16 protein-coding genes are annotated in these 19,715 nt (G+C 73.3%); 10 read left to right on the top strand and 6 right to left on the bottom strand.

Annotated features, from left to right (window positions below; all coding sequences use genetic code 11):
- Positions 1-8: 8 nt before the first annotated feature.
- The 4 genes from ACWEOZ_RS18955 to ACWEOZ_RS18940 all read right to left on the bottom strand — a co-directional run bounded on the left by ACWEOZ_RS18955 (position 9) and on the right by ACWEOZ_RS18940 (position 4,008).
- The gene (locus tag ACWEOZ_RS18955) at positions 9-617 is read right to left on the bottom strand and encodes a TetR/AcrR family transcriptional regulator (RefSeq protein WP_451911988.1); all 609 of its coding nucleotides are present in this window, start codon (positions 615-617) and stop codon (positions 9-11) included.
- Between the two features lie 12 nt (positions 618-629).
- Complete coding sequence (locus tag ACWEOZ_RS18950) at positions 630-1,367, bottom strand: ABC transporter permease (RefSeq protein ID WP_451911987.1); 738 nt, start codon at positions 1,365-1,367, stop codon at positions 630-632.
- On the bottom strand, positions 1,364-2,086 hold the full coding sequence (locus ACWEOZ_RS18945; protein WP_451911986.1) for an ABC transporter ATP-binding protein: 723 nt from the start codon (positions 2,084-2,086) through the stop codon (positions 1,364-1,366). Before ACWEOZ_RS18945 ends, ACWEOZ_RS18950 begins: the two co-directional genes overlap by 4 nt.
- A gap of 125 nt (positions 2,087-2,211) precedes the next feature.
- Positions 2,212-4,008 (bottom strand): hypothetical protein, encoded by a 1,797-nt coding sequence (locus tag ACWEOZ_RS18940; protein ID WP_451911985.1) that lies wholly within the window; start codon positions 4,006-4,008, stop codon positions 2,212-2,214.
- Between the two features lie 225 nt (positions 4,009-4,233).
- Between ACWEOZ_RS18940 and hisI the strand changes: the two genes are divergently transcribed.
- The 3 genes from hisI to ACWEOZ_RS18925 are packed head-to-tail and all read left to right on the top strand — an operon-like array spanning position 4,234 to position 6,691.
- Complete coding sequence (hisI, locus tag ACWEOZ_RS18935) at positions 4,234-4,602, top strand: phosphoribosyl-AMP cyclohydrolase (protein WP_451911984.1); 369 nt, start codon at positions 4,234-4,236, stop codon at positions 4,600-4,602.
- Positions 4,599-6,140, top strand: a complete 1,542-nt coding sequence (locus ACWEOZ_RS18930; RefSeq protein WP_451911983.1) for an anthranilate synthase component I — start codon at positions 4,599-4,601, stop codon at positions 6,138-6,140. The genes hisI and ACWEOZ_RS18930 overlap by 4 nt, the downstream gene beginning before the upstream one ends.
- Positions 6,140-6,691, top strand: a complete 552-nt coding sequence (locus ACWEOZ_RS18925; protein ID WP_451911982.1) for a Trp biosynthesis-associated membrane protein — start codon at positions 6,140-6,142, stop codon at positions 6,689-6,691. The genes ACWEOZ_RS18930 and ACWEOZ_RS18925 overlap by 1 nt, the downstream gene beginning before the upstream one ends.
- Here the strand turns inward: ACWEOZ_RS18925 and ACWEOZ_RS18920 are convergent.
- Positions 6,625-6,927, bottom strand: coding sequence for a hypothetical protein (locus ACWEOZ_RS18920; protein WP_451911981.1), 303 nt, complete (start codon positions 6,925-6,927; stop codon positions 6,625-6,627). The genes ACWEOZ_RS18925 and ACWEOZ_RS18920 overlap by 67 nt on opposite strands.
- 381 nt (positions 6,928-7,308) lie before the next feature.
- On the opposite strand from ACWEOZ_RS18920, the gene trpC reads away from it, so the two are divergent.
- The 5 genes from trpC to ACWEOZ_RS18895 are packed head-to-tail and all read left to right on the top strand — an operon-like array spanning position 7,309 to position 12,507.
- On the top strand, positions 7,309-8,112 hold the full coding sequence (trpC, locus tag ACWEOZ_RS18915; RefSeq protein ID WP_451912108.1) for an indole-3-glycerol phosphate synthase TrpC: 804 nt from the start codon (positions 7,309-7,311) through the stop codon (positions 8,110-8,112).
- A complete protein-coding gene (gene trpB, locus ACWEOZ_RS18910; protein ID WP_212993635.1) occupies positions 8,109-9,350 on the top strand; it encodes a tryptophan synthase subunit beta in 1,242 nt (413 codons plus the stop codon). The genes trpC and trpB overlap by 4 nt, the downstream gene beginning before the upstream one ends.
- Positions 9,347-10,153 carry a tryptophan synthase subunit alpha gene (trpA, locus tag ACWEOZ_RS18905; RefSeq protein WP_451911980.1) on the top strand — a complete coding sequence of 269 codons (807 nt, stop codon included), beginning with the start codon at positions 9,347-9,349 and terminating at the stop codon, positions 10,151-10,153. The genes trpB and trpA overlap by 4 nt, the downstream gene beginning before the upstream one ends.
- A gap of 34 nt (positions 10,154-10,187) precedes the next feature.
- Positions 10,188-11,288 carry a prolipoprotein diacylglyceryl transferase gene (gene lgt, locus ACWEOZ_RS18900; protein ID WP_451911979.1) on the top strand — a complete coding sequence of 367 codons (1,101 nt, stop codon included), beginning with the start codon at positions 10,188-10,190 and terminating at the stop codon, positions 11,286-11,288.
- A gap of 28 nt (positions 11,289-11,316) precedes the next feature.
- Complete coding sequence (locus tag ACWEOZ_RS18895; protein ID WP_451911978.1) at positions 11,317-12,507, top strand: FAD-dependent oxidoreductase; 1,191 nt, start codon at positions 11,317-11,319, stop codon at positions 12,505-12,507.
- A 32-nt stretch (positions 12,508-12,539) separates the two neighbouring features.
- Here ACWEOZ_RS18895 and ACWEOZ_RS18890 read toward each other — a convergent pair whose 3' ends face one another.
- On the bottom strand, positions 12,540-13,412 hold the full coding sequence (locus ACWEOZ_RS18890) for a GNAT family N-acetyltransferase (RefSeq protein WP_451911977.1): 873 nt from the start codon (positions 13,410-13,412) through the stop codon (positions 12,540-12,542).
- Between the two features lie 213 nt (positions 13,413-13,625).
- Between ACWEOZ_RS18890 and gltB the strand changes: the two genes are divergently transcribed.
- A complete protein-coding gene (gltB, locus tag ACWEOZ_RS18885) occupies positions 13,626-18,206 on the top strand; it encodes a glutamate synthase large subunit (protein ID WP_451911976.1) in 4,581 nt (1,526 codons plus the stop codon).
- Complete coding sequence (locus ACWEOZ_RS18880) at positions 18,199-19,674, top strand: glutamate synthase subunit beta (RefSeq protein WP_451911975.1); 1,476 nt, start codon at positions 18,199-18,201, stop codon at positions 19,672-19,674. Before gltB ends, ACWEOZ_RS18880 begins: the two co-directional genes overlap by 8 nt.
- Positions 19,675-19,715 lie beyond the last annotated feature (41 nt).

Raw genomic sequence — 19,715 nt, 5'->3', positions numbered from 1 at the left:
GGCGCGGGTCAGGCGTCGAAGACGCCCGGCAGGTCACCCGTCAGATAGCGCTGCACGGTCGGGCCGATCGCGGCCACCAGCCGTTCGGCCGGGGCGGAGGCCACCGGCTCGACCTTGATCAGGTAGCGGATCACCGCCAGGCCGCCGATCTGGGTGGCGACCAGCGCCGCCCGGGTCGGCGCCTCCTTCTCGTCGATGTCCAGCTCGGCGATCGCGCGGCGCAGCACCTGGGTGACCACGAACTCGCGCATCAGCCGGGCGGTCCACTCGTTGCTCATCGCCGAGCGCATCAGGGCCACCGCGGCCACGCCGGCGGGGGAGTCCCAGATCCTGAGGACCAGGGCGACGAGCCGCTCGCCGGCCTGCTCCCGGGGGCCGGCCATCGCCTCCGGGATCAGCTCGGCCGGGTTGATCGGCGAGTTCATCGAGGCCAGGAAGAGCTTCTCCTTGGTGCCGAAGTAGTGGTGGACCAGGGCCGGGTCGACCCCGGCGGCGGCGGCGATGGCCCGTACCGAGGCCTTGTCGAAGCCCACCTCGGCGAACACGGTGCGGGCGGATTCCAGGATGGACTGCTTGGTGTCCTGGTTGCCCGGACGCCGCCCGCTACGCCGTACCAAAAGAGCTCCTTGTCAGGGGGTGCGGCGCCGCAGCGTCGCGGCGGCCAGGACCAGCGCGACGACCACCGCACCGGTCACGACCGTCACGTCGCGCCACATCGTCGCGGTGGCGTCGGGATGGGCGCCGACCTGGGTCAGCGCCTCGATCGCGTACGACAGCGGCAGCACGTCCGAGGTCGCCTGCAGCCAGCCGGCCATCTGCCCGCGCGGCACGAACAGCCCGCACAGCAGGATCTGCGGCACGACGACCACCGGTAGGAACTGTACGGCCTGGAACTCGGTGCGCGCGAAGGCGCTGCAGAACAGCCCGAGCGCCACCCCGAGCACGGCGTTGACCACGGCGATCAGCACGACCAGCCCGGCGGTGCCGACCGTGTCCAGCCCCAGCGCCCAGTACGCCACCGCCACCGCGACCCCGGCCTGCACCGCCGCGGCCAGCCCGAACGCGAGCCCGTAGCCGAAGAGCAGATCGAGTTTGCCCAGCGGGGTGGTGAGCAGCCGTTCCAGGGTGCCGGTGGTGCGTTCGCGGAGCATCGCGATGCTGGTCACCAGGAACATGATCACGAACGGGAAGATCCCGAGCATGACCAGGGCGATCCGGTCGAAGGTGCCGCCCGCCCCGTCGTACATGAAATAGAGCAGGACCAGCAGGACCGCCGGCACGACGACCAGCAGGGCCACCGTGCGCCGGTCGTGCCGCAGCTGCCGCAGGATCCGCGCGGCCGTGGAGAGAGTGATCCGCAAGCTCATGCCGCCACCTGCTCGCTGTCGCGGATGAGGCGCAGGAAGGCCTCTTCCAGGTCGTCGGTGCCGGCCGCGGCGCGGATCGCTGCGGGGGAGTCGTCGCCGATCAGCCGGCCCTCGCGGATCAGCAGCAGCCGGTCGCAGCGCCCGGCCTCGTCCATCACGTGGCTCGAGACCAGCAGGGTCGTGCCCGCCGCGGCCAGCGCGTGGAACTTGGCCCACAGGTCGGCGCGCAGCACCGGGTCCTGCCCGACGGTGGGCTCGTCGAGCACCAGCAGGCGGGGTGCGCCGATCATCGCGCAGCCCAGCGAGGCCCGGCTCCGCTGGCCGCCGGACAGGTTGCCGACGAGCTGACCGGCCGCGCCGGCCAGGCCGACGTCGGCGATCGCCCGGTCCGCCTCGGCCGCACCGAGGCCGTAGAGCGAGGCGAAATAGCGGGCGTTCTCCCGGACCGACAGGTCGGCGTAGACGCTGGGGGCCTGGGTGACGTAGCCCACCGTACGCCGCAGAGCCGGCGCCCCGGCCGGCTCGCCGAGCACCGTGACCGTGCCCGACTTCACCACCTGGACGCCCACGATCGCCCGGATGAGCGTCGTCTTGCCGCTGCCACTGGGACCGAGCAGTCCCGTGACGCTGCCGGCCGCGGCCGCGCAGCTGACCCCGTGCAACACGCGACGCTTGCCGCGCTCGACCACGAGGTCCTCGACCTCGATGGCGCTGGTCATCGTGCCTCCCTGAGTAATTCATCGCCTGATGAGTTCAACGCTAGATGAATTCCGCGGGCCTGGCAATGACAAAAGCCGCGACCCCCGAACTCGGGATCGCGGCTCTCGGGCCGTGCGGTGCGGGCCTACAGGGCCAGGATGCGGTCCAGGAACTCGCGGTAACCGCGCATCGCCATCCGCATGCTCTCGGTGTCCGGCGTCGAACCCGCGCGCAGCGGGTCCAGCTTGTCGCGTTCGGCCAGCATCGACTCGGTGAGCTCGTGCACGGCCTCGGTCAGCAGGTCGTGCGCCCGGGTCAGGGCGGCCACCGGGTCGTCGACGAACTGCGCCTTGACCTCGTGCCACTCGGCCCGGAACTGCTCGCTGGCCGACTCCTCCCAGAAGGTGATCGAGACGTCGTTGACGTCGCCCGGGCGCAGCGGCGTCTCACCGGCCGCCTTGGCGGCGCGCCGGCCGGCCGCGGCCTCCACGTCGTCCAGGTTGGCCGACCGCCGGGGAGCGGGCGCGACCTGCTCGTCGGTGGCCTCATCGTCGCGGCTGCGCCGGCCGCCGGATCCGCTGACCGGGACGCTGGCGCTGCCGGAGGCACCCGCCCGCGGGCCGGCGGTGGCCCAGCCGGTGGGCTCGAGCCGGGTCGGTGCCGACGGGTCGACCGCCGGGGCGTGCGGCGCCGGCGCCTGCGAGGTCTGGGCCTGCGACGTCTGAGCCTGCGACGCCGAAGTGTGCGACGCCGAAGTGTGCGACGCCGGGGCCGGCGCGGCGGCCGGCGGCGTGCTGATCGGACGCCCGGGCATCGGCACCGGCACCTGGGCGGAGCCGGCCGCCGACGGCGTGGCGCTGACCGGCCGGCCGGCGGACTGCTGTGAGCTTTCTTGCTGCGGGCCCGGCTGCTGGGGAGCGGCCGGCTGCTGCGGGGGGATGGGCGTGGACGGGGTCACGCTCGGCGCGGTCTGCTGGCCGGGGCCGGTCACCGAGGCCGAACCGGAGGCCTGCGGCGCGAACGGCGAGGGCGCGAACGGGGGACCGGCCGGACCGGCGTCGTCGGCCGGCGCGAACGGCGAGCGCGCACCAGGCTGACTGTCACCGCCGGTGGGCGCGAACGGCGAGCGGGCACCGGGCTGACTGTCACCGCCGGCGGGCGCGAACGGTGACCGGGGGCCGGGCGCGGCGTCGTCACCGGACCCGCCGAACACCGGCCGGTCCTCGCCGGGGCCGCCGAAGGCCGACCGGTCGTCACCGGGGCCGCCGAAGGCCGACCGGTCGTCGCCGGGACTGCCGAAGGTGGACCGCTCCTCGCCGGCGCTGCCGAAGGCCGGCCGCTCCTCGGCGGGGCTGCCGAAGGTGGGCCGGTCGTCGGCGGGCATGAACGCGGACCGCATCGCCTCGTCACCGGGCGGCGCGAACGGCGACGGCTCGTCGCCGGACGGGGCGAACGGCGAACGCGGGCCGCCGCTCACCGGCGACTGCCCGTTGGCGATCGGGATGCCGCCGTGCCGGGGGCCGGCGTCGCCGTTGCGGTGCCCGTTGGTCTCCACCGGCGGGAAGCCGCCCTGGTTGGTCCACCGGGCGCCGTTGGTGCCGAGCAGCGCGTCCGCCGGGCGCCGCGAGCCGAGGGCCACCATCTGGGTGTCGCTGGTCAGCGCCGGGTGCGGCCGCGCGGCGAACGGAGCCGGCTGCTCGTCGGGCTCCGGCTGGTCATCGTGCGGCTGGGACTGCTGATCGCTCACCTGCGGGTGCTCCCCGTTCGGGCCGGCGGCGCCGGCTTGCTGGTCGGACGTGTGCGCCGCGGCGCCGGTGGCGTCCGGCCGGACGCCCGGGTCCTCTTCGGACTCGCGGGGCGCCGGCGTGGACATCCCGTGCACCGGCCAGAAACGGGCCAGGCCGCGTGACTGCCGGTTCTCGGGCTCGGACGTCGGCTCCATCGGTTCAAGACTCCCGTTCCAGTGGCGGCGCCATCCGCGGGGCGGGCCGGTCGGACGGCGGGCGCTGCACCTTCTCAGGTGCGGCGCACGACGACGGTACCGTCCCCGGCCTCCCGGTCACACCCCCAGTGCGGGTCCGTGACCGGATCGTGGGCTACCGGTACGGCCCCGTGGACGCTGGTACCCGATACGAGAGAATGTGACACTGTGCCCGCGACTGACCTTGTGAACGGACCTGTCTCCGCGCTGGACCCGGCGATCGCCGCCCGTCTGCGCCGCACCCCCGACGGCCTGGTGGCCGCGATCGTCCAGGAGGCCGGCACCGGCGACGTGCTGATGCTGGCCTGGATGGACGACGAGGCGCTGCACCGCACGCTGACCACCGGCCGGGCCACCTACTGGTCCCGCAGCCGAGGTGAGTACTGGGTCAAGGGCGCCACCTCCGGCCACCACCAGTATGTCCGCTCCGTGGCGCTGGACTGCGACGGTGACGCCCTGCTGGTCACGGTCGAGCAGGTCGGCGCGGCCTGTCACACCGGCACCCACACGTGTTTCTCCGACGACCTGCCCGCCGTTCCCGGGGAGAGCTCATGACCAGCGGGTCGGTCACTCCGGACGAGGACGCCTTCGTCGCGCAGGCGGCCCGGCGCCGGGTGGTTCCCGTGGTGCGGCGGCTGCTGGCCGACGGCGAGACCCCGATCGGCGTCTACCGCAAGCTGGCCGGCGGCCCCGGCACCTTCCTGCTGGAGTCCGCGGAACAGGGTGCCGGCTCGGCCGCCTGGTCGCGCTATTCGTTCATCGGCGTGCGCAGTGCCGCCACTTTGGTGGAGCGTGACGGCGAGGCCGCCTGGCTCGGCAACCCGCCGGCCGGCGTACCGGTCGACGGTGATCCGGTGGTCGCGCTGCGGGAGACCGTCGCGGCCCTGGCCGCTCCCGAGGAGCCCGGTACGGGCGACGATCTGCCCCCGCTGACCGGTGGCATGGTCGGTTACCTCAGCTACGACCTGGTCCGCCGGTTCGAGCGGCTGCCGTCCACCACCGTCGACGACGTGCCCCTGCCCGAGCTGGGCATGATGCTCGCCACCGACCTGGTGGTGCTCGACCACTACGACGGCTCGGCCATCCTGGTGGCGAACGCGGTGCTCGACCCCGGCGCCGACGCGCGGGCCGCCCGGGCGGCGTACCACCAGGCGGTCGGCCGGCTCGACGCGATGACCACCGCACTGTCCCGGCCCACCCCGCCGATGATCTCCACCGTCGAGCGGCGCCCGGCCGGTGACGTGGTCAGCCGCACCGCGCCGGGCGACTACCAGAAGGCGGTCGAGACGGCCAAGGAGGCCATCCGGGCCGGCGAGTGCTTCCAGATCGTCGTCGCGCAACGGTTCGAGCGGGCCACCGACGCCGATCCGCTGGACGTCTACCGGGTGCTGCGCGCGACGAACCCGAGCCCGTACATGTATCTGCTGCGCTTCGACGACTTCGACATCGTCGGCTCGTCGCCGGAGGCGCACCTCAAGGTCAGCGCCGAGCAGGGCGGGGTGCGCCGGGCGCTGCTGCACCCGATCGCCGGCACCCGCTGGCGCGGCGGCACCCCCGAGCAGGACAACGCGCTCGCGGCCGAGCTGCTGGCCGACCCCAAGGAACGCGCCGAGCACGTCATGCTGGTCGACCTGGGCCGCAACGACCTGGGCCGGGTGTGCCGGGCGGGCACGGTCGAGGTGCCGGACTTCGCCCGCATCGAGCGCTACAGCCACGTCATGCACATCGTCTCGACCGTCGTCGGTGAGCTGCGCGCCGACCGCAGCGCCTTCGACGCGCTGGCCGCCACGTTCCCGGCGGGCACCCTGTCCGGTGCCCCCAAGGTCCGGGCCATGGAGATCATCGAGAGCCTCGAGCCGACCCGGCGCGGCCTGTACGGCGGCACGGTCGGCTACTTCGGCTTCGCCGGCGACATGGACATGGCGATCGCGATCCGTACGGCGCTGATGCACGGCGGGACCGCGTACGTGGGGGCCGGCGCCGGCATCGTGGCGGACTCCGACCCGGCAGCCGAGGAGCAGGAGACCCGCAACAAGGCCGCGGCCGTGCTGGCGGCGATCGCGGCCGCCGAGACGCTGCGCGCGGCCCGCTGATGACGCCCGGCCGCCGGCTGGCGTACGCGGTCCTGCTGTGCGCCGCCGGGGCCGGGCTGGCCGTCTACGGCGTGACCCGCACCTGGTCGGAGATCGTCACCGCGCGGCCGGGCCTGTCGTCCCTGCGCGACGCCCGGACGGGCGCGGACCTGGAGCCCTGGGTGATCGGTCTGGCGCTGGTCGCGCTGGCCGGGGCGGGCGCGCTGCTCGCCACCCGCGGCCTGCTCCGCCGTTGCTTGGGCGGGCTGCTGGCGCTGGTCGGCGCGGGTGTCGCGGCCGGGGCTGTCGCCGGGCGGGCCGGCCTGGACGTCGGCGCGGCCGGAACCGGCGCCACCGTCTGGCCGGTGGTCTGCGTGCTGGGTGGGCTGCTGATCGTGCTGGGCGGTGTCTGGGCGGCCCGTTCCGGTCACGAGTGGCCGTCCATGGGCGCCCGCTACGAACGCCGGGGCGCCGCTGCCGCGCCGGTCACCGACGCGGACGTGGATCAGCGGGTGGACACCAGGGCGGCCTGGGACGCGCTCGACCGCGGCGACGACCCGACGGCGCGCTGACCGTTGCGCCGCTGACCCCGGCGCGCGTTCGCGGCCAGGGCCGCCACCATCGCGTCCATGTCGGCACGGGCCTGGGCCCGGGCGCGGTCGGCGCAGATCGCCGCCCACGCGTTGCCCTGGGCGGTCCGGACGTTCTCGTCGCCCACCACGCGGCGCTCCACCTCGGCCGCGAGCTCGGCGGCGGCCGCGACGACGGCCCGGGAGACGGCGACGAAACCAACCTCTGCAGTAGCCATGGTCAACCTCACGAGACTCGTGCCGGGGGCCGGCGTTGCTGACGCCGCCGACCAGTGTGCCGGAGTCCGATGATGCCGGAGTCGTATTTCCGATCGGTGACACCACCGTCACCGCCAGGGGGGATCATCCGATCATCCAGGGGGCCGCAGGTAGTCGCCTGATGCCGGCGAGGAGGATGTGACGGATGAAACAGCGCGCCGCCCGGGTGCGCATTATGCCGCAGCCCATCTCGTGAGGCGCGCCATACCCCGGGGGGCTGGACATGTCGGCGGCCACCTAGCATCGGGCCGAGGACACCCGGAGAGGGGAGTCATTAGGTGACATCCGATCAGGCGGCGGGCAGTGGCGGACCCGCGGAGCGTGGTGCGGGACCGCAGAACGTGCTCGAGGAGATCCTGGCCGGGGTCCGCGAAGACGTCGCGGCCCGCCAGCAGCAGATCTCGCTGGAGCAGGTGCGTGACCTCGCCGCGGCGGCACCGCCGGCGATCGACGCGTACGCGGCTCTGCGCAAGCCCGGCGTGGCGGTGATCGCGGAGGTCAAGCGGTCGTCGCCGTCCAAGGGCGCGCTGGCCGACATCCCGGACCCGGCCGAGCTGGCCGGCGAGTACGCGGCGGGCGGTGCGCGCTGCATCAGCGTGCTCACCGAGGGCCGCTGGTTCGGCGGCTCGCTGGAGGACCTGGCCGCGGTGCGGGCCGCGGTCGGCGTGCCGGTGCTGCGCAAGGACTTCGTCGTGTCGAGCTACCAGGTGCACGAGGCCCGGGCCCACGGTGCCGACCTCGTCCTGCTCATCGTGGCCGCGCTGGAGCAGAACGTGCTCACCGGCCTGCTCGAGCGCATCGAGTCGCTGGGCATGACCGCCCTCGTCGAGGTGCACAACGAGGAGGAGGCCGACCGGGCTCTGGACGCCGGGGCCCAGGTCATCGGCGTCAACGCCCGCGACCTGCGCACCCTGGAGGTGGACCGGTCCGTCTTCGAGCGGATCGCGCCCGGCCTGCCCAACAACGTGGTCAAGATCGCCGAGTCCGGCGTGCGCGGCCCGCACGACCTGATCCGGTACGCGTCGGCCGGCGCCGACGCGGTGCTGGTCGGTGAGGGCCTGGTGACCAAGAAGAGCCCCCGCGACGCGGTCGCCGAGCTGGTCAACGCGGGCAACCACCCGGCGACGCCCCGGCCCGTCCGATGAGCGCGCCGGCCCTGCCGGATCTCGCCGGGCACTTCGGCCGCTACGGCGGCCGGTTCGTGCCCGAGGCGCTGGTCCGGGCGCTCGACGAGCTCGACGCGGCGTACCGGGCGGCCAAGGTCGACCCGGTCTTCCAGGAGCGGTTCACCGGCCTGCTGCGCGACTACGCGGGCACGCCCTCGCTGCTCTACCGGGCCGAGCGGTTCTCCGCCGCGATCGGCGCGGAGGTGCTGCTCAAGCGCGAGGACCTGAACCACACCGGCGCCCACAAGGTGCGCAACGTGCTGGGCCAGGCCCTGCTGGCCAAGCAGATGGGCAAGCCGCGGGTCATCGCCGAGACCGGCGCCGGCCAGCACGGTGTGGCCAGCGCCACCGCGGCCGCGCTGCTCGACCTCGAGTGCGTCGTCTACATGGGCGAGACCGACACCGAGCGCCAGGCGCTGAACGTGGCCCGGATGCGCATGCTCGGTGCCACCGTCGTGCCGGTGACCAACGGCTCCCGCACCCTCAAGGACGCGCTCAACGAGGCCCTGCGCGACTGGGTCTCCAGCGTCGACACGACCCACTACCTGCTGGGCACCGCCGCCGGTCCGCACCCGTTCCCGGAGATCGTGCGTGACTTCGTCGGCGGCATCGGCATCGAGGCCCGCGCCCAGTGCCTGGACAAGCTGGGCCGGCTGCCCGACGCGGTCGCGGCCTGCGTGGGCGGCGGCTCCAACGCGATCGGCATCTTCCACGCCTTCGTCCCCGACGAGGACGTGCGCCTGTACGGCTTCGAGGCCGGCGGCGACGGGGTGCAGACCGGCCGGCACGCCGCGTCGATCACCGGCGGCTCGGCGGGGGTGCTGCACGGTGCCCGCACGTACGTGCTGCAGGACGAGGACGGCCAGACGGTCGAGTCGCACTCGATCTCGGCCGGCCTGGACTACCCGGGTGTCGGCCCGGAGCACGCCTGGCTGCACGACACCGGCCGCGCCCGTTACGAGCCGGTCACCGACGCCGAGGCGATGGCCGCGTTCCAGCTGCTCTGCCGCACCGAGGGCATCATCCCGGCCATCGAGAGCGCGCACGCGCTGGCCGGTGCGCAGCGGATCGTGCCGGCGCTGACCGAGGAGCTCGGCCGCACCCCGACGATCGTGATCAACCTGTCCGGGCGCGGGGACAAGGACGTGCACACCGCGGGCGCCTACTTCGGCATCCTCGACGAGGTCGAGACGATCGTCCCGGGGGAGAACTCGTGAGCATCGCCGACACCTTCGGCAAGGCCAAGGCCGAGGGGCGCGCGGTGCTGGTCGGCTGCATGCCGGCCGGCTTCCCGAGCGTCGACGAGAGCATCGCCTCGATGGTCGCCATGGCCGAGTCCGGCTGCGACGTCATCGAGGTCGAGCTGCCGTACAGCGACCCGGTCATGGACGGGCCGGTGATCCAGAAGGCCAGCGACATCGCGCTGGCCGGCGGCGTGCGCACCCGCGACACGCTGCGTATCATCGAGGCGGTCGCGAACGCCGGGGCCACCGTCGTGCTGATGACGTACTGGAACCCGGTCGAGCGTTACGGCGTGGACGCGTTCGCCCGCGACCTCGCCGCGGCCGGCGCCACCGGCATGATCACCCCGGACCTGATCCCGGACGAGGCCGGCGAGTGGATCGCCGCCGCCGACCGGTACGCGATCGACCGCACGTTCCTGGTCTCGCCCTCGTCGACCGACGAGCGCCTGGCCATGACCGTCGCCCAGTGCCGCGGCTTCGTCTACGCGACCGCGTTGATGGGCGTCACCGGCGCGCGCACCGCGGTCTCGTCGCAGGCACCCGAGCTCGTCGCCCGGATCCGCGCGGCCGACCCGGAGATGCCCGTCGGTGTCGGCCTGGGCGTCGGCACGGGGGCGCAGGCGGCCGAGGTGGCCGCGTTCGCCGACGGCGTGATCGTCGGCAGCGCGCTGATCCGGTGCGTGCTCGACGCGCCCGACCGGGGCACCGGCCTGGACCGGCTGCGCGCGCTCAGCGCGGAGCTGGCGGAAGGCGTACGGGTCAGCAAGACCTCTTGATGATTCTGTCAGGACCGGGCGGTAGGGTGCGCCCGTGAACCTCGCCGCTATCCCCAGCCCCACGACGTCGGTCTGGCACGTGCTCGGCCTGCCGATCCGGGCGTACGCACTCTGCATCGTCGCGGGCATCGTGGTCGCCGTCCTGGTCATGGAGTGGCGGCTGCGCCGTCGCGGCGTCGCGCCGTGGGCGTCGCTCGACATGGCCGTGTGGGCGGTGCCGTTCGGCATCATCGGCGCGCGGATCTACCACGTCATCACGTCGCCGGGCGACTACTTCGGCGCCGGCGGCGACCCGATCCGTGTCTTCCAGATCTGGGAGGGCGGCCTCGGCATCTGGGGCGCGGTCGCCGGTGGCGCGCTCGGCGCCTGGTTCGCCGCCCGCCAGCTCGGCCTGCCGCTGAGCGTCTTCGCCGACGCGCTGGCCCCGGCGCTGCCGCTGGCCCAGGGGATCGGCCGGCTCGGCAACTGGTTCAACAACGAGCTGTACGGCAGTGTCACCACCCTGCCGTGGGGCCTGCGGGTGCATGACATGGACCGGGCCAACCCGGGCCACGCCACCGTGATCGACGGCAAGGCCGTGACCCTGCCCGACCTCTACCACCCCGCCTTCCTGTACGAGCTGATCTGGGACTTCGGCGTCGCGGGGCTGGTGTTCCTGCTGGACCGCAAGTTCAAGTTCGGCCGCGGCCGGGCGTTCGCGCTCTACGTGATGGCGTACACGGCGGGCCGCTTCTGGATCGAGATGCTGCGCGTCGACGAGGCCAACCACATCTTCGGCCTCCGGCTCAACGTGGTCACCTCCGTCGTGGTGTTCCTCGGCGCGCTGATCTACTTCCTGATGGTCAAGGGCCCCCGCGAGTACGTGGTGCCGATCGACGCCCCCGACTCGGCCCCGGAGCCCGGCGCCGAGAGCGACGTCTCCCAGGTCGAGGTGGGCGGGGCGCCGGCCACGACCAAGCCGCCGTCGGCGTACCAGGTGGTCAGCGAGGAGCGCTTCCACGCGTACGAACGCACGGGTGTGCTGCCGCCCGCCGCCGACGCACCGGCCGAGCCCGACCCTGCTGAGCCCGGTCCCACCGAGCCCGCGGAGCCCGACAGCAAGTCGTCGGCCTCCGCATCCGCCGACGAACACTGACGGCCAGGCCCCGGCGGAAGGCGGCGGCGTGCGCACGGCCGTGGTGGTGGGAGCGGGCATAGCCGGACTGGCGGCCGCCGGAGCGCTGGCCCGCGACGGCTGGCAGGTCACCCTGCTCGAGTCCGGCGAACGCATCGCGGCCTCCCCGACGGCCCTGGTGCTGTGGCCCAACGGGCGGCGCGCCCTGCAGGCCCTCGACCCCGACGGCGGCTGGTCGGCGATCGCCTCGCCGCTGCCCGACGGAGGCGTCCGCCGCCCCGACGGCCAATGGCTCGCCGCGCCCCGCGCCCGCCCCGGCGCCGGCCCGGCCCCGGCGGTCGTCCACCTCGAGGACCTCTACGACGCCCTGGTGGCCGGCCTCGGCGACCGGGTGGACATCCGCACCGGCATCGAGATCACCGGCGTACGCACCGGCGGTGCCCAGCGGCCCTCGGTGACCGACGGCCGGAGCCGTTTCGAGGCGGACCTGCTGGTCGCCGCCGACGGCATCGACAGCCGGGTCCGCCGCGCCCTGGCCCCCGAGGCGGCTGCCGTGGGCTCCGGCTTCGCGGCGTGGCAGGCGGTCATCCCCGGCTACCGCGTACCGGACCTGCCGGCCGACCAGGCAGCCGGCGGCGAGACCCTCGGCGCCGGCTACCGCTTCGTCTCGATGCCCCTGGGCGGCCGCGCAGCCGGCCGGGGCGGCGTCTACTGGGTGGCCACCGCAGCCGGCGCGCCGCGCCCGGAGTCACCCGCGACTCAGCTGGAGCTGCTGCGGCGCTGGTTCGCCGGCTGGCACGCCCCGGTCGGAGCGCTGCTGGCGGCGACCCGCCCGGAGGACCTGGTGCCGCAGGAGGTCCGGGAGCTGCGGCCGCTGCCACGCGCCTACGGCTTCCGGGCCGGACCGGGCGGCGTGGTGCTGCTCGGCGACGCTGCTCACGCCATGCCGCACCACCTGGGGCAGGGTGCCTGTCTGGCCTTCGAGGACGCGGCCACCTTGCGGGCCCTGGTGGCGGAAACGCAGCCCGGTCCGGCGTTGTGCACGGCGGTGGAGGAGTACGACCGGGCGCGACGGCCGCGCACGACGAGCGTGGTCCGCCAGAGCCGGCGGATGTCGGCGGTGGTGCAGGCCCGCGGGCGGCTGGCGCTGCGGGCCCGCAACGCGGCGCTGGGGTCGCTGCGGCCGCGGATCCTCGGCCACGCCCATGGCCTCACGGCGGACTGGCAACCCCCGGAGTAACAGCGCCGGACCGGCGACCGGGCGCCCGCCGCCTACAAAGCCGCCGTAGCAGCCGGCTCCGCGATGCAGGCCGTGCCGATGCGGCGGAACCCGACCTTGGAATACAACCGCGCCACGTCGTCGTCACCCGCGGACAGGAACACCAGTTCGCTGCCCTCCATCAGGGTGCGCCGGGCCAGGCTCGCCGTCAGCTGGGACGCGTAACCGCGACGCCGGGCCGACGGCAGCGTCGCCACTCCGGCGACCTCGGCCACCACGCCCACCCGCTGAACCGATCCGCAGGCCAGGATTCCCTCGGTCGGGGACTCCACCACAGCGCTGAGGAACCGCCCGGACAGGTGCCGGCGCACCAGCTCCGCCACCGCCTCTTCGTCCAGCGGTGGCACCGAGTCGCGCTGGGCCGGGCCGGCGACCTCCACCACCAGCGACCCCGCCTGCACGGTCGTCGCGTTGGCCGGCGCGCCGAAGCCCAGGCGGCCCACCGCGCGGCTCTTGCTGATGTCGGCCGGGAAGGTCGGTGCCGCCGGGTCGAGGAAGCGGATGGTGGCGCCGGGCAGCGGCAGGTCCGGCACCAGCGCCGCGCTCTCCAGCACCATCAGGGGCGCGAGCAGCACGTCGAGGCCCGCCGAGCGGGCCACGGGCAGCAGGTCCGGGGTGGTCTCGTGCACCCATTCGAAAGCCTCGGGCACGCCGAGGTCTCGTTGCCGCTGCCGCACGGCGGTAACATCAGCGGCGGACGGTGTGCCGGCGCCGCCCAGGCGGGGACGGGCGTAGTAGGGCCAGCCCTTGCCGTCGTTGACGAAGAGCACGAAACCACCGATCTCCTCCGCGACGGCGGCGTCGCGGGGTACGGCATCGTAGAAGCGTTCCAGCCGGGTGAAGACGTCGGTATCCTCTAGCGCCACCGCGCGAGACTACCCGTTGAGCCCTCGGCGCCTCTCGCCCGGCAGTGACATACCGCCCTCCGGATCGTCACCGAGGACATTTCGGTGGGGCAAAAGTGTGATCCATCCGCACCTGGCGGAGATCGGTCACGACTAACGTAGACTCTAGAGACTTTTGCAGGGCCGACGTCGTCCCGACCTTGAACGGAAACACCAGTGACGATCGGAGGCCCGGTGGCTCTTCCGCACCCTCAGGGGCTAGACCAATCCACGGCAGAAGCCCGTGGCTTGTACGACCCGGCCCAGGAGCACGACGCCTGCGGTGTGGCCTTCGTGGCCGACCTGTACGGACGGCGCTCCCACGACGTGGTCGCGAAGGGCCTCTCGGCGCTGATCCGGCTCGACCACCGTGGTGCCCGCGGCGCCGAGTACAACACCGGCGACGGTGCCGGCATCATGATCCAGGTCCCGGACGCGTACCTGCGCGACGTGGTCGACTTCGAGCTCCCGCCCGCCGGTTCGTACGCGACCGGTCTGGTCTTCCTGCCCAACGACGCCGACGAGGCCGAGCGTTCCGTCGCGGTCTTCGAGAAGTACGCCCTCGTCGAGGGCGGCGACATCCTCGGCTGGCGGGACGTGCCCGTGGACCCGTCCGGGCTCGGTGAGACCGCCGAGGCCGCCCGCCCGCGGATCCGCCAGGTCTTCCTGGCCGCGCACCGGCTCACCGGCGGCAGGTCCGGCCCGGCCGGCGAGCCGCTGTCCGGCCTGGAGCTGGACCGGGTCGCGTTCTGCATCCGCAAGCAGGCCGAGCGGGAGAGTTCGCAGCGTGGCGTCGCGGCGTACTTCCCGTCGCTGTCGGCGCGGACCATCACCTACAAGGGCATGCTGACGCCCGACCAGCTGCCCGCGTTCTTCCCGGACCTGACCGACGAGCGCGTGGACAGCGCCATCGCGCTGGTGCACTCGCGGTTCTCCACCAACACGTTCCCGTCGTGGCCGCTCGCCCACCCGTACAGGTTCATCGCGCACAACGGTGAGATCAACACCATCCGCGGCAACCGGAACTGGATGGCCGCCCGCGAGGCGCTGCTCGCCTCGCCGACCGTGCCCGGCAACATCAAGCGGCTGTTCCCGATCTGCACGCCGGAGGCGTCCGACTCGGCGAACTTCGACGCCGTGCTGGAGCTGCTGCACCTGTCCGGCCGCAGCCTGCCGCACGCCGTGCTGATGATGATCCCGGAGGCCTGGGAGAACGACCCGGGCATGGACCCGGCCCGGCGGGCTTTCTACCGCTTCCACGCCAGCCTGATGGAGCCGTGGGACGGCCCGGCCAGCGTGGCGTTCACCGACGGCAGCATCATCGGCGCCGTGCTCGACCGCAACGGCCTGCGTCCCGGCCGCTGGTGGCACACCAGCGACGGGCTGGTCGTGCTGGGCAGCGAGGCCGGGGTGCTCGACCTCGACCCGGCCACCGTGGTCGCCAAGGGCCGGCTGCAGCCGGGCCGGATGTTCCTGGTCGACACCGAGGCCGGCCGGATCGTGCACGACGACGAGATCAAGGCCGAGCTGGCCGCGGCGCAGCCCTACGACGAGTGGCTGCACGCCGGGCTCATCGACCTGGCCGACCTGCCCGCCCGCGAGCACGTCATCTACACCCACGACTCGGTCATGCGCCGCCAGCAGGTCTTCGGCTACTCCGAGGAGGAGCTGAAGATCCTGGTCGCGCCGATGGCCCGCAGCGGCGCCGAGCCGCTGGGGTCGATGGGCACCGACACGCCGATCTCGCCGCTGTCGACCCGCCCGCGGCTGCTGTTCGACTACTTCCACCAGCTGTTCGCCCAGGTCACCAACCCGCCGCTGGACGCCATCCGCGAGGAGCTGGTGACCAGCCTGTCGACCACCATCGGGCCGGAGGGCAACCTGCTCGACCCGGGCCCGGCCAGCTGCCGCCAGATCGTGCTGCCGTACCCGGTCATCGACAACGACGACCTGGCCAAGCTCCTCTCCATCGACGAGGACGGCGACCTGCCCGGCTTCAAGGCGGTCCGGGTCTCCGGGCTGTACCCGCTGCGGGACGGCGCGGCCGGCATGAAGGCGCGCCTGACCCAGATCTGCCGGCACGTGTCCGAGGCGATCGAGGACGGCGTGCGCATCCTGGTGCTGTCCGACCGCGACTCCAACGCCGACCTGGCGCCGATCCCGTCGCTGCTGCTGACCGCCGCGGTGCACCAGCACCTGGTGCGGGAGCAGACCCGCACCCAGGTGGCGCTCGTCGTGGAGAGCGGCGACTGCCGGGAGGTGCACCACGCGGCCGTGCTGATCGGGTACGGCGCCGCGGCGGTCAACCCGTACCTGGCGTTCGAGAGCGTCGACGACCTGATCGCCACCGGCCCGCTCGCCGGGATGGACTCGAAGAAGGCGGTCGGCAACTACGTCAAGGCGCTCGGCAAGGGCGTCCTGAAGATCATGTCCAAGATGGGCATCTCCACTGTGTCCTCCTACTGCGGCGCGCAGGTGTTCGAGGCCGTCGGCCTGGACAACAAGCTGCTGCAGCGCTACTTCGCCGGCACGTCGGGGCGGATCGGCGGCTCCGGCCTGGCCGAGATCCACGCGGAGGTCGCGGCGCGGCACGCGAAGGCGTACCCGAAGAACCCGGCCGAGCGCAGCCACCGCCGCCTCGAGGTCGGCGGCGAGTACCAGTGGCGCCGCGAGGGCGAGGTCCACCTGTTCAACCCGGAGACCGTCTTCCTGCTGCAGCACGCCACCCGCAGCAAGCAGTACGACGTCTTCAAGCAGTACACGGCCAAGGTGGACGGTCTGGCCGAGGCGGCCGGCTCGCTGCGCGGGCTGTTCCGCTTCAAGGACCGCGAGGCGATCCCGCTGGAGGAGGTCGAGCCGGCCAGTGAGATCGTCAAGCGGTTCGCCACCGGCGCGATGAGCTACGGCTCCATCTCGGCCGAGTCGCACGAGACCCTGGCGATCGCGATGAACCGCCTCGGCGGCAAGTCCAACACCGGTGAGGGCGGCGAGGACGTCGAGCGCCTGTACGACCCCGAGCGCCGCTCGTCGGTCAAGCAGATCGCCTCCGGCCGGTTCGGCGTGACCAGCGAATACCTGGTCAACGCCGACGACCTGCAGATCAAGATGGCGCAGGGCGCGAAGCCCGGCGAGGGTGGCCAGCTGCCCGGTAACAAGGTGTGGCCGTGGATCGCCAAGACCCGGCACGCCACCCCGGGCGTCGGGCTGATCTCGCCGCCGCCGCACCACGACATCTACTCGATCGAGGACCTGGCCCAGCTCGTCCACGACCTCAAGAACGTCAACCCGGCTTCGCGCGTACACGTGAAGCTGGTCTCCGAGATCGGGGTCGGCACCGTCGCCGCGGGCGTGGCCAAGCTCAAGGCCGACGTGATCCTGATCTCCGGCCACGACGGCGGCACCGGCGCGTCCCCGCTCAACTCGCTCAAGCACGCCGGCTCCCCGTGGGAGCTGGGCCTGGCCGAGGCCCAGCAGACGCTGCTGCTCAACAAGCTTCGCGACCGGGTCACCGTGCAGGTCGACGGTCAGCTCAAGACCGGCCGCGACGTGATCATCGCGGCGCTGCTCGGCGCGGAGGAGTTCGGCTTCGCGACCGCGCCGCTGATCGTCTCGGGCTGCATCATGATGCGGGTCTGCCACCTGGACACCTGCCCGGTCGGCATCGCCACGCAGAACCCGGTGCTGCGCGAGCGGTTCACCGGCAAGCCCGAGTTCGTGGAGAACTTCTTCCTGTTCCTGGCCGAGGAGGTCCGCGGCTACCTGGCCGAGCTGGGCTTCCGCAGCATCGACGAGGCCATCGGGCACGCCGAGATCCTCGACGTGCAGCCGGCCGTGTCGCACTGGAAGGCCAAGGGCCTGGACCTGGCCCCGGTGCTGTTCGTGCCGGAGCTGCCCGAGGGCGCCGCCCGCCGCGGCATCGTCGCCCAGGACCACGGACTGGAGAAGGCGCTCGACAACGAGCTCATCGCCTTGGCCGCCCCGGCCCTGGCCGAGGGCACCGAGGTCCGCGCCGAGGTGGCCGTGCGCAACGACCACCGCAGCGTCGGCGCGATGCTCGGCGGTGAGGTCACCCGCCGCTACGGCGGCAACGGCCTGCCCGACGACACGATCCACTTCACCCTGCGCGGCACCGGCGGGCAGTCGTTCGGCGCGTTCCTGCCGCGCGGCGTCACCCTGCGGCTGATCGGTGACACCAACGACTACGTCGCCAAGGGCCTCTCCGGCGGCCGGGTCATCGTGCGCCCGGCCGAGACCGCGCCGTTCGTCGCGGAGGAGAACATCATTGCCGGCAACACCATCCTGTACGGCGCCACCGGCGGTGAGGTGTTCCTGCGGGGACGCGCGGGTGAGCGCTTCGCGGTCCGCAACTCCGGTGCCGCGGCGGTCGTCGAGGGCGTCGGTGACCACGGCTGCGAGTACATGACCGGCGGCACCGTGGTGGTGCTCGGCACGGTCGGGCGCAACTTCGCCGCGGGCATGAGCGGCGGCACCGCGTTCGTGCACCGCCTCGACCCGGGCCGGGTCAACCCGGAGCTGGTCGACCTGACCCCGCTCAACGCCGAGGAGCAGGAGCAGCTGCACACCCTGGTGCACAAGCACTTCGCCGAGACGGGCTCCGCCGTGGCGCAGCGCCTGCTCGCCGACTGGCCGGCCGCGGTGAGCGAGTTCACCGCGGTGGTGCCGCGCGACTACAAGCGCGTGATGGAACTGATCAAGACCGCCGAAGCCGCCGGTCGGAACATCGACGAGGCGGTTATGGGGGTTACCCGTGCCTGATCCCAACGGTTTCCTGCGCTACGAGCGGCAGTTGCCGAAGCGCCGGCCGGTGCCGGTGCGCATCCGCGACTGGCGCGAGGTGTACCCGCCCGCGGGCGAGGAGCTCATCCGCGACCAGGCCACCCGGTGCATGGACTGCGGTATCCCGTTCTGTCACGAGGGCTGCCCGCTGGGCAACCGCATCCCGGACTGGAACGACCTGGTCCGCACCAGCGCCTGGGACGCGGCGGCGGAGAGCCTGCACGCGACGAACAACTTCCCGGAGTTCACCGGCCGGCTCTGCCCGGCGCCGTGCGAGGCCGCGTGCGTGCTGGGCATCGCCGACGACCCGGTGACGATCAAGCAGGTCGAGGTGGAGATCGCGAACCACGCGTTCGCCACCGGCCTGCGCCCGCAGCCGGCTCCGGCGCAGTCCGGGCGCAGCGTGGCCGTCGTCGGTTCCGGCCCGGCCGGGCTCGCCGCCGCCCAGCAGTTGGCCCGGGCCGGTCACGCCGTCACGGTCTACGAGCGCGACGACAAGATCGGCGGCCTGCTCCGGTACGGCATCCCCGACTTCAAGCTGGAGAAGGAACGCATCGACGAGCGGCTGGCCCAGATGGCCGCCGAGGGCGTGGTCTTCGAGACCGGCGTCAACGTCGGCGTCGACATCACCGCCGACGACCTGCGGGAACGCTTCGACGCGGTGCTGCTCACCTGCGGCGCCCTGGCCGGCCGGGACGCCACCGACACCCCGGGACGCCACCTCGGCGGCGTGCACCTGGCCATGGACCACCTCGTCCCGGCCAACCGGGTGGTGGCCGGCCAGCAGGAGAGCACGCCGATCGACGCCGCGGGCAAGCACGTGGTGATCATCGGTGGTGGCGACACCGGCGCGGACTGCCTCGGCGTCGCCCACCGGCAGGGCGCGGCGGGCGTGATCCAGCTCGACCAGTACCCGCTGCCGCCGGAGACCCGGCTCGGCGAGCTGCACCCGTGGCCGACCTGGCCGGTCATCCTGCGCAACTACCCGGCCCACGAGGAGGGCGGCGAACGCGTCTTCGGCGTCGCGGTCCAGGAGTTCGTCGACGACGGTACGGGCAACGTGGCGTCGGTACGGGTCGCGGACGTGGTCGTGGAACGGGTCGACGGGCGCCGTACGGTCACCGTCCAGGAGGGCTCCCAGCGCGACCTGCCCGCCCAGCTGGTGCTGCTCGCGATCGGCTTCGAAGGCACCGAGCAGCAGCCGCTGCTGGAGCAGTTCGGCGTGACCCGCAACGGCCGCGGCGCGGTCGACGCCGGCGACGACTGGCAGACCGGCGTGCCGGGCGTCTTCGTCGCGGGTGACATGCACCGCGGCGCCTCGCTGATCGTCTGGGCCATCGCCGAGGGCCGGGCGGCCGCCGCCGCGATCCACACCTACCTGGGCGGCTTCGGCGAACTGCCGGCCCCGGTACGCCCGTCGTCGCAGCCACTGGCCGCGGTGCGCTGATCCACCGGCCGGTCACGGGGCGGTGCGTCCGCCCCGTGACC

This window comes from Actinoplanes sp. NPDC004185 (assembly GCF_053603475.1).
The sequence above is the reverse complement of the archived record's forward strand: the minus strand, read 5'-3'. Positions and strand labels throughout refer to the sequence as shown.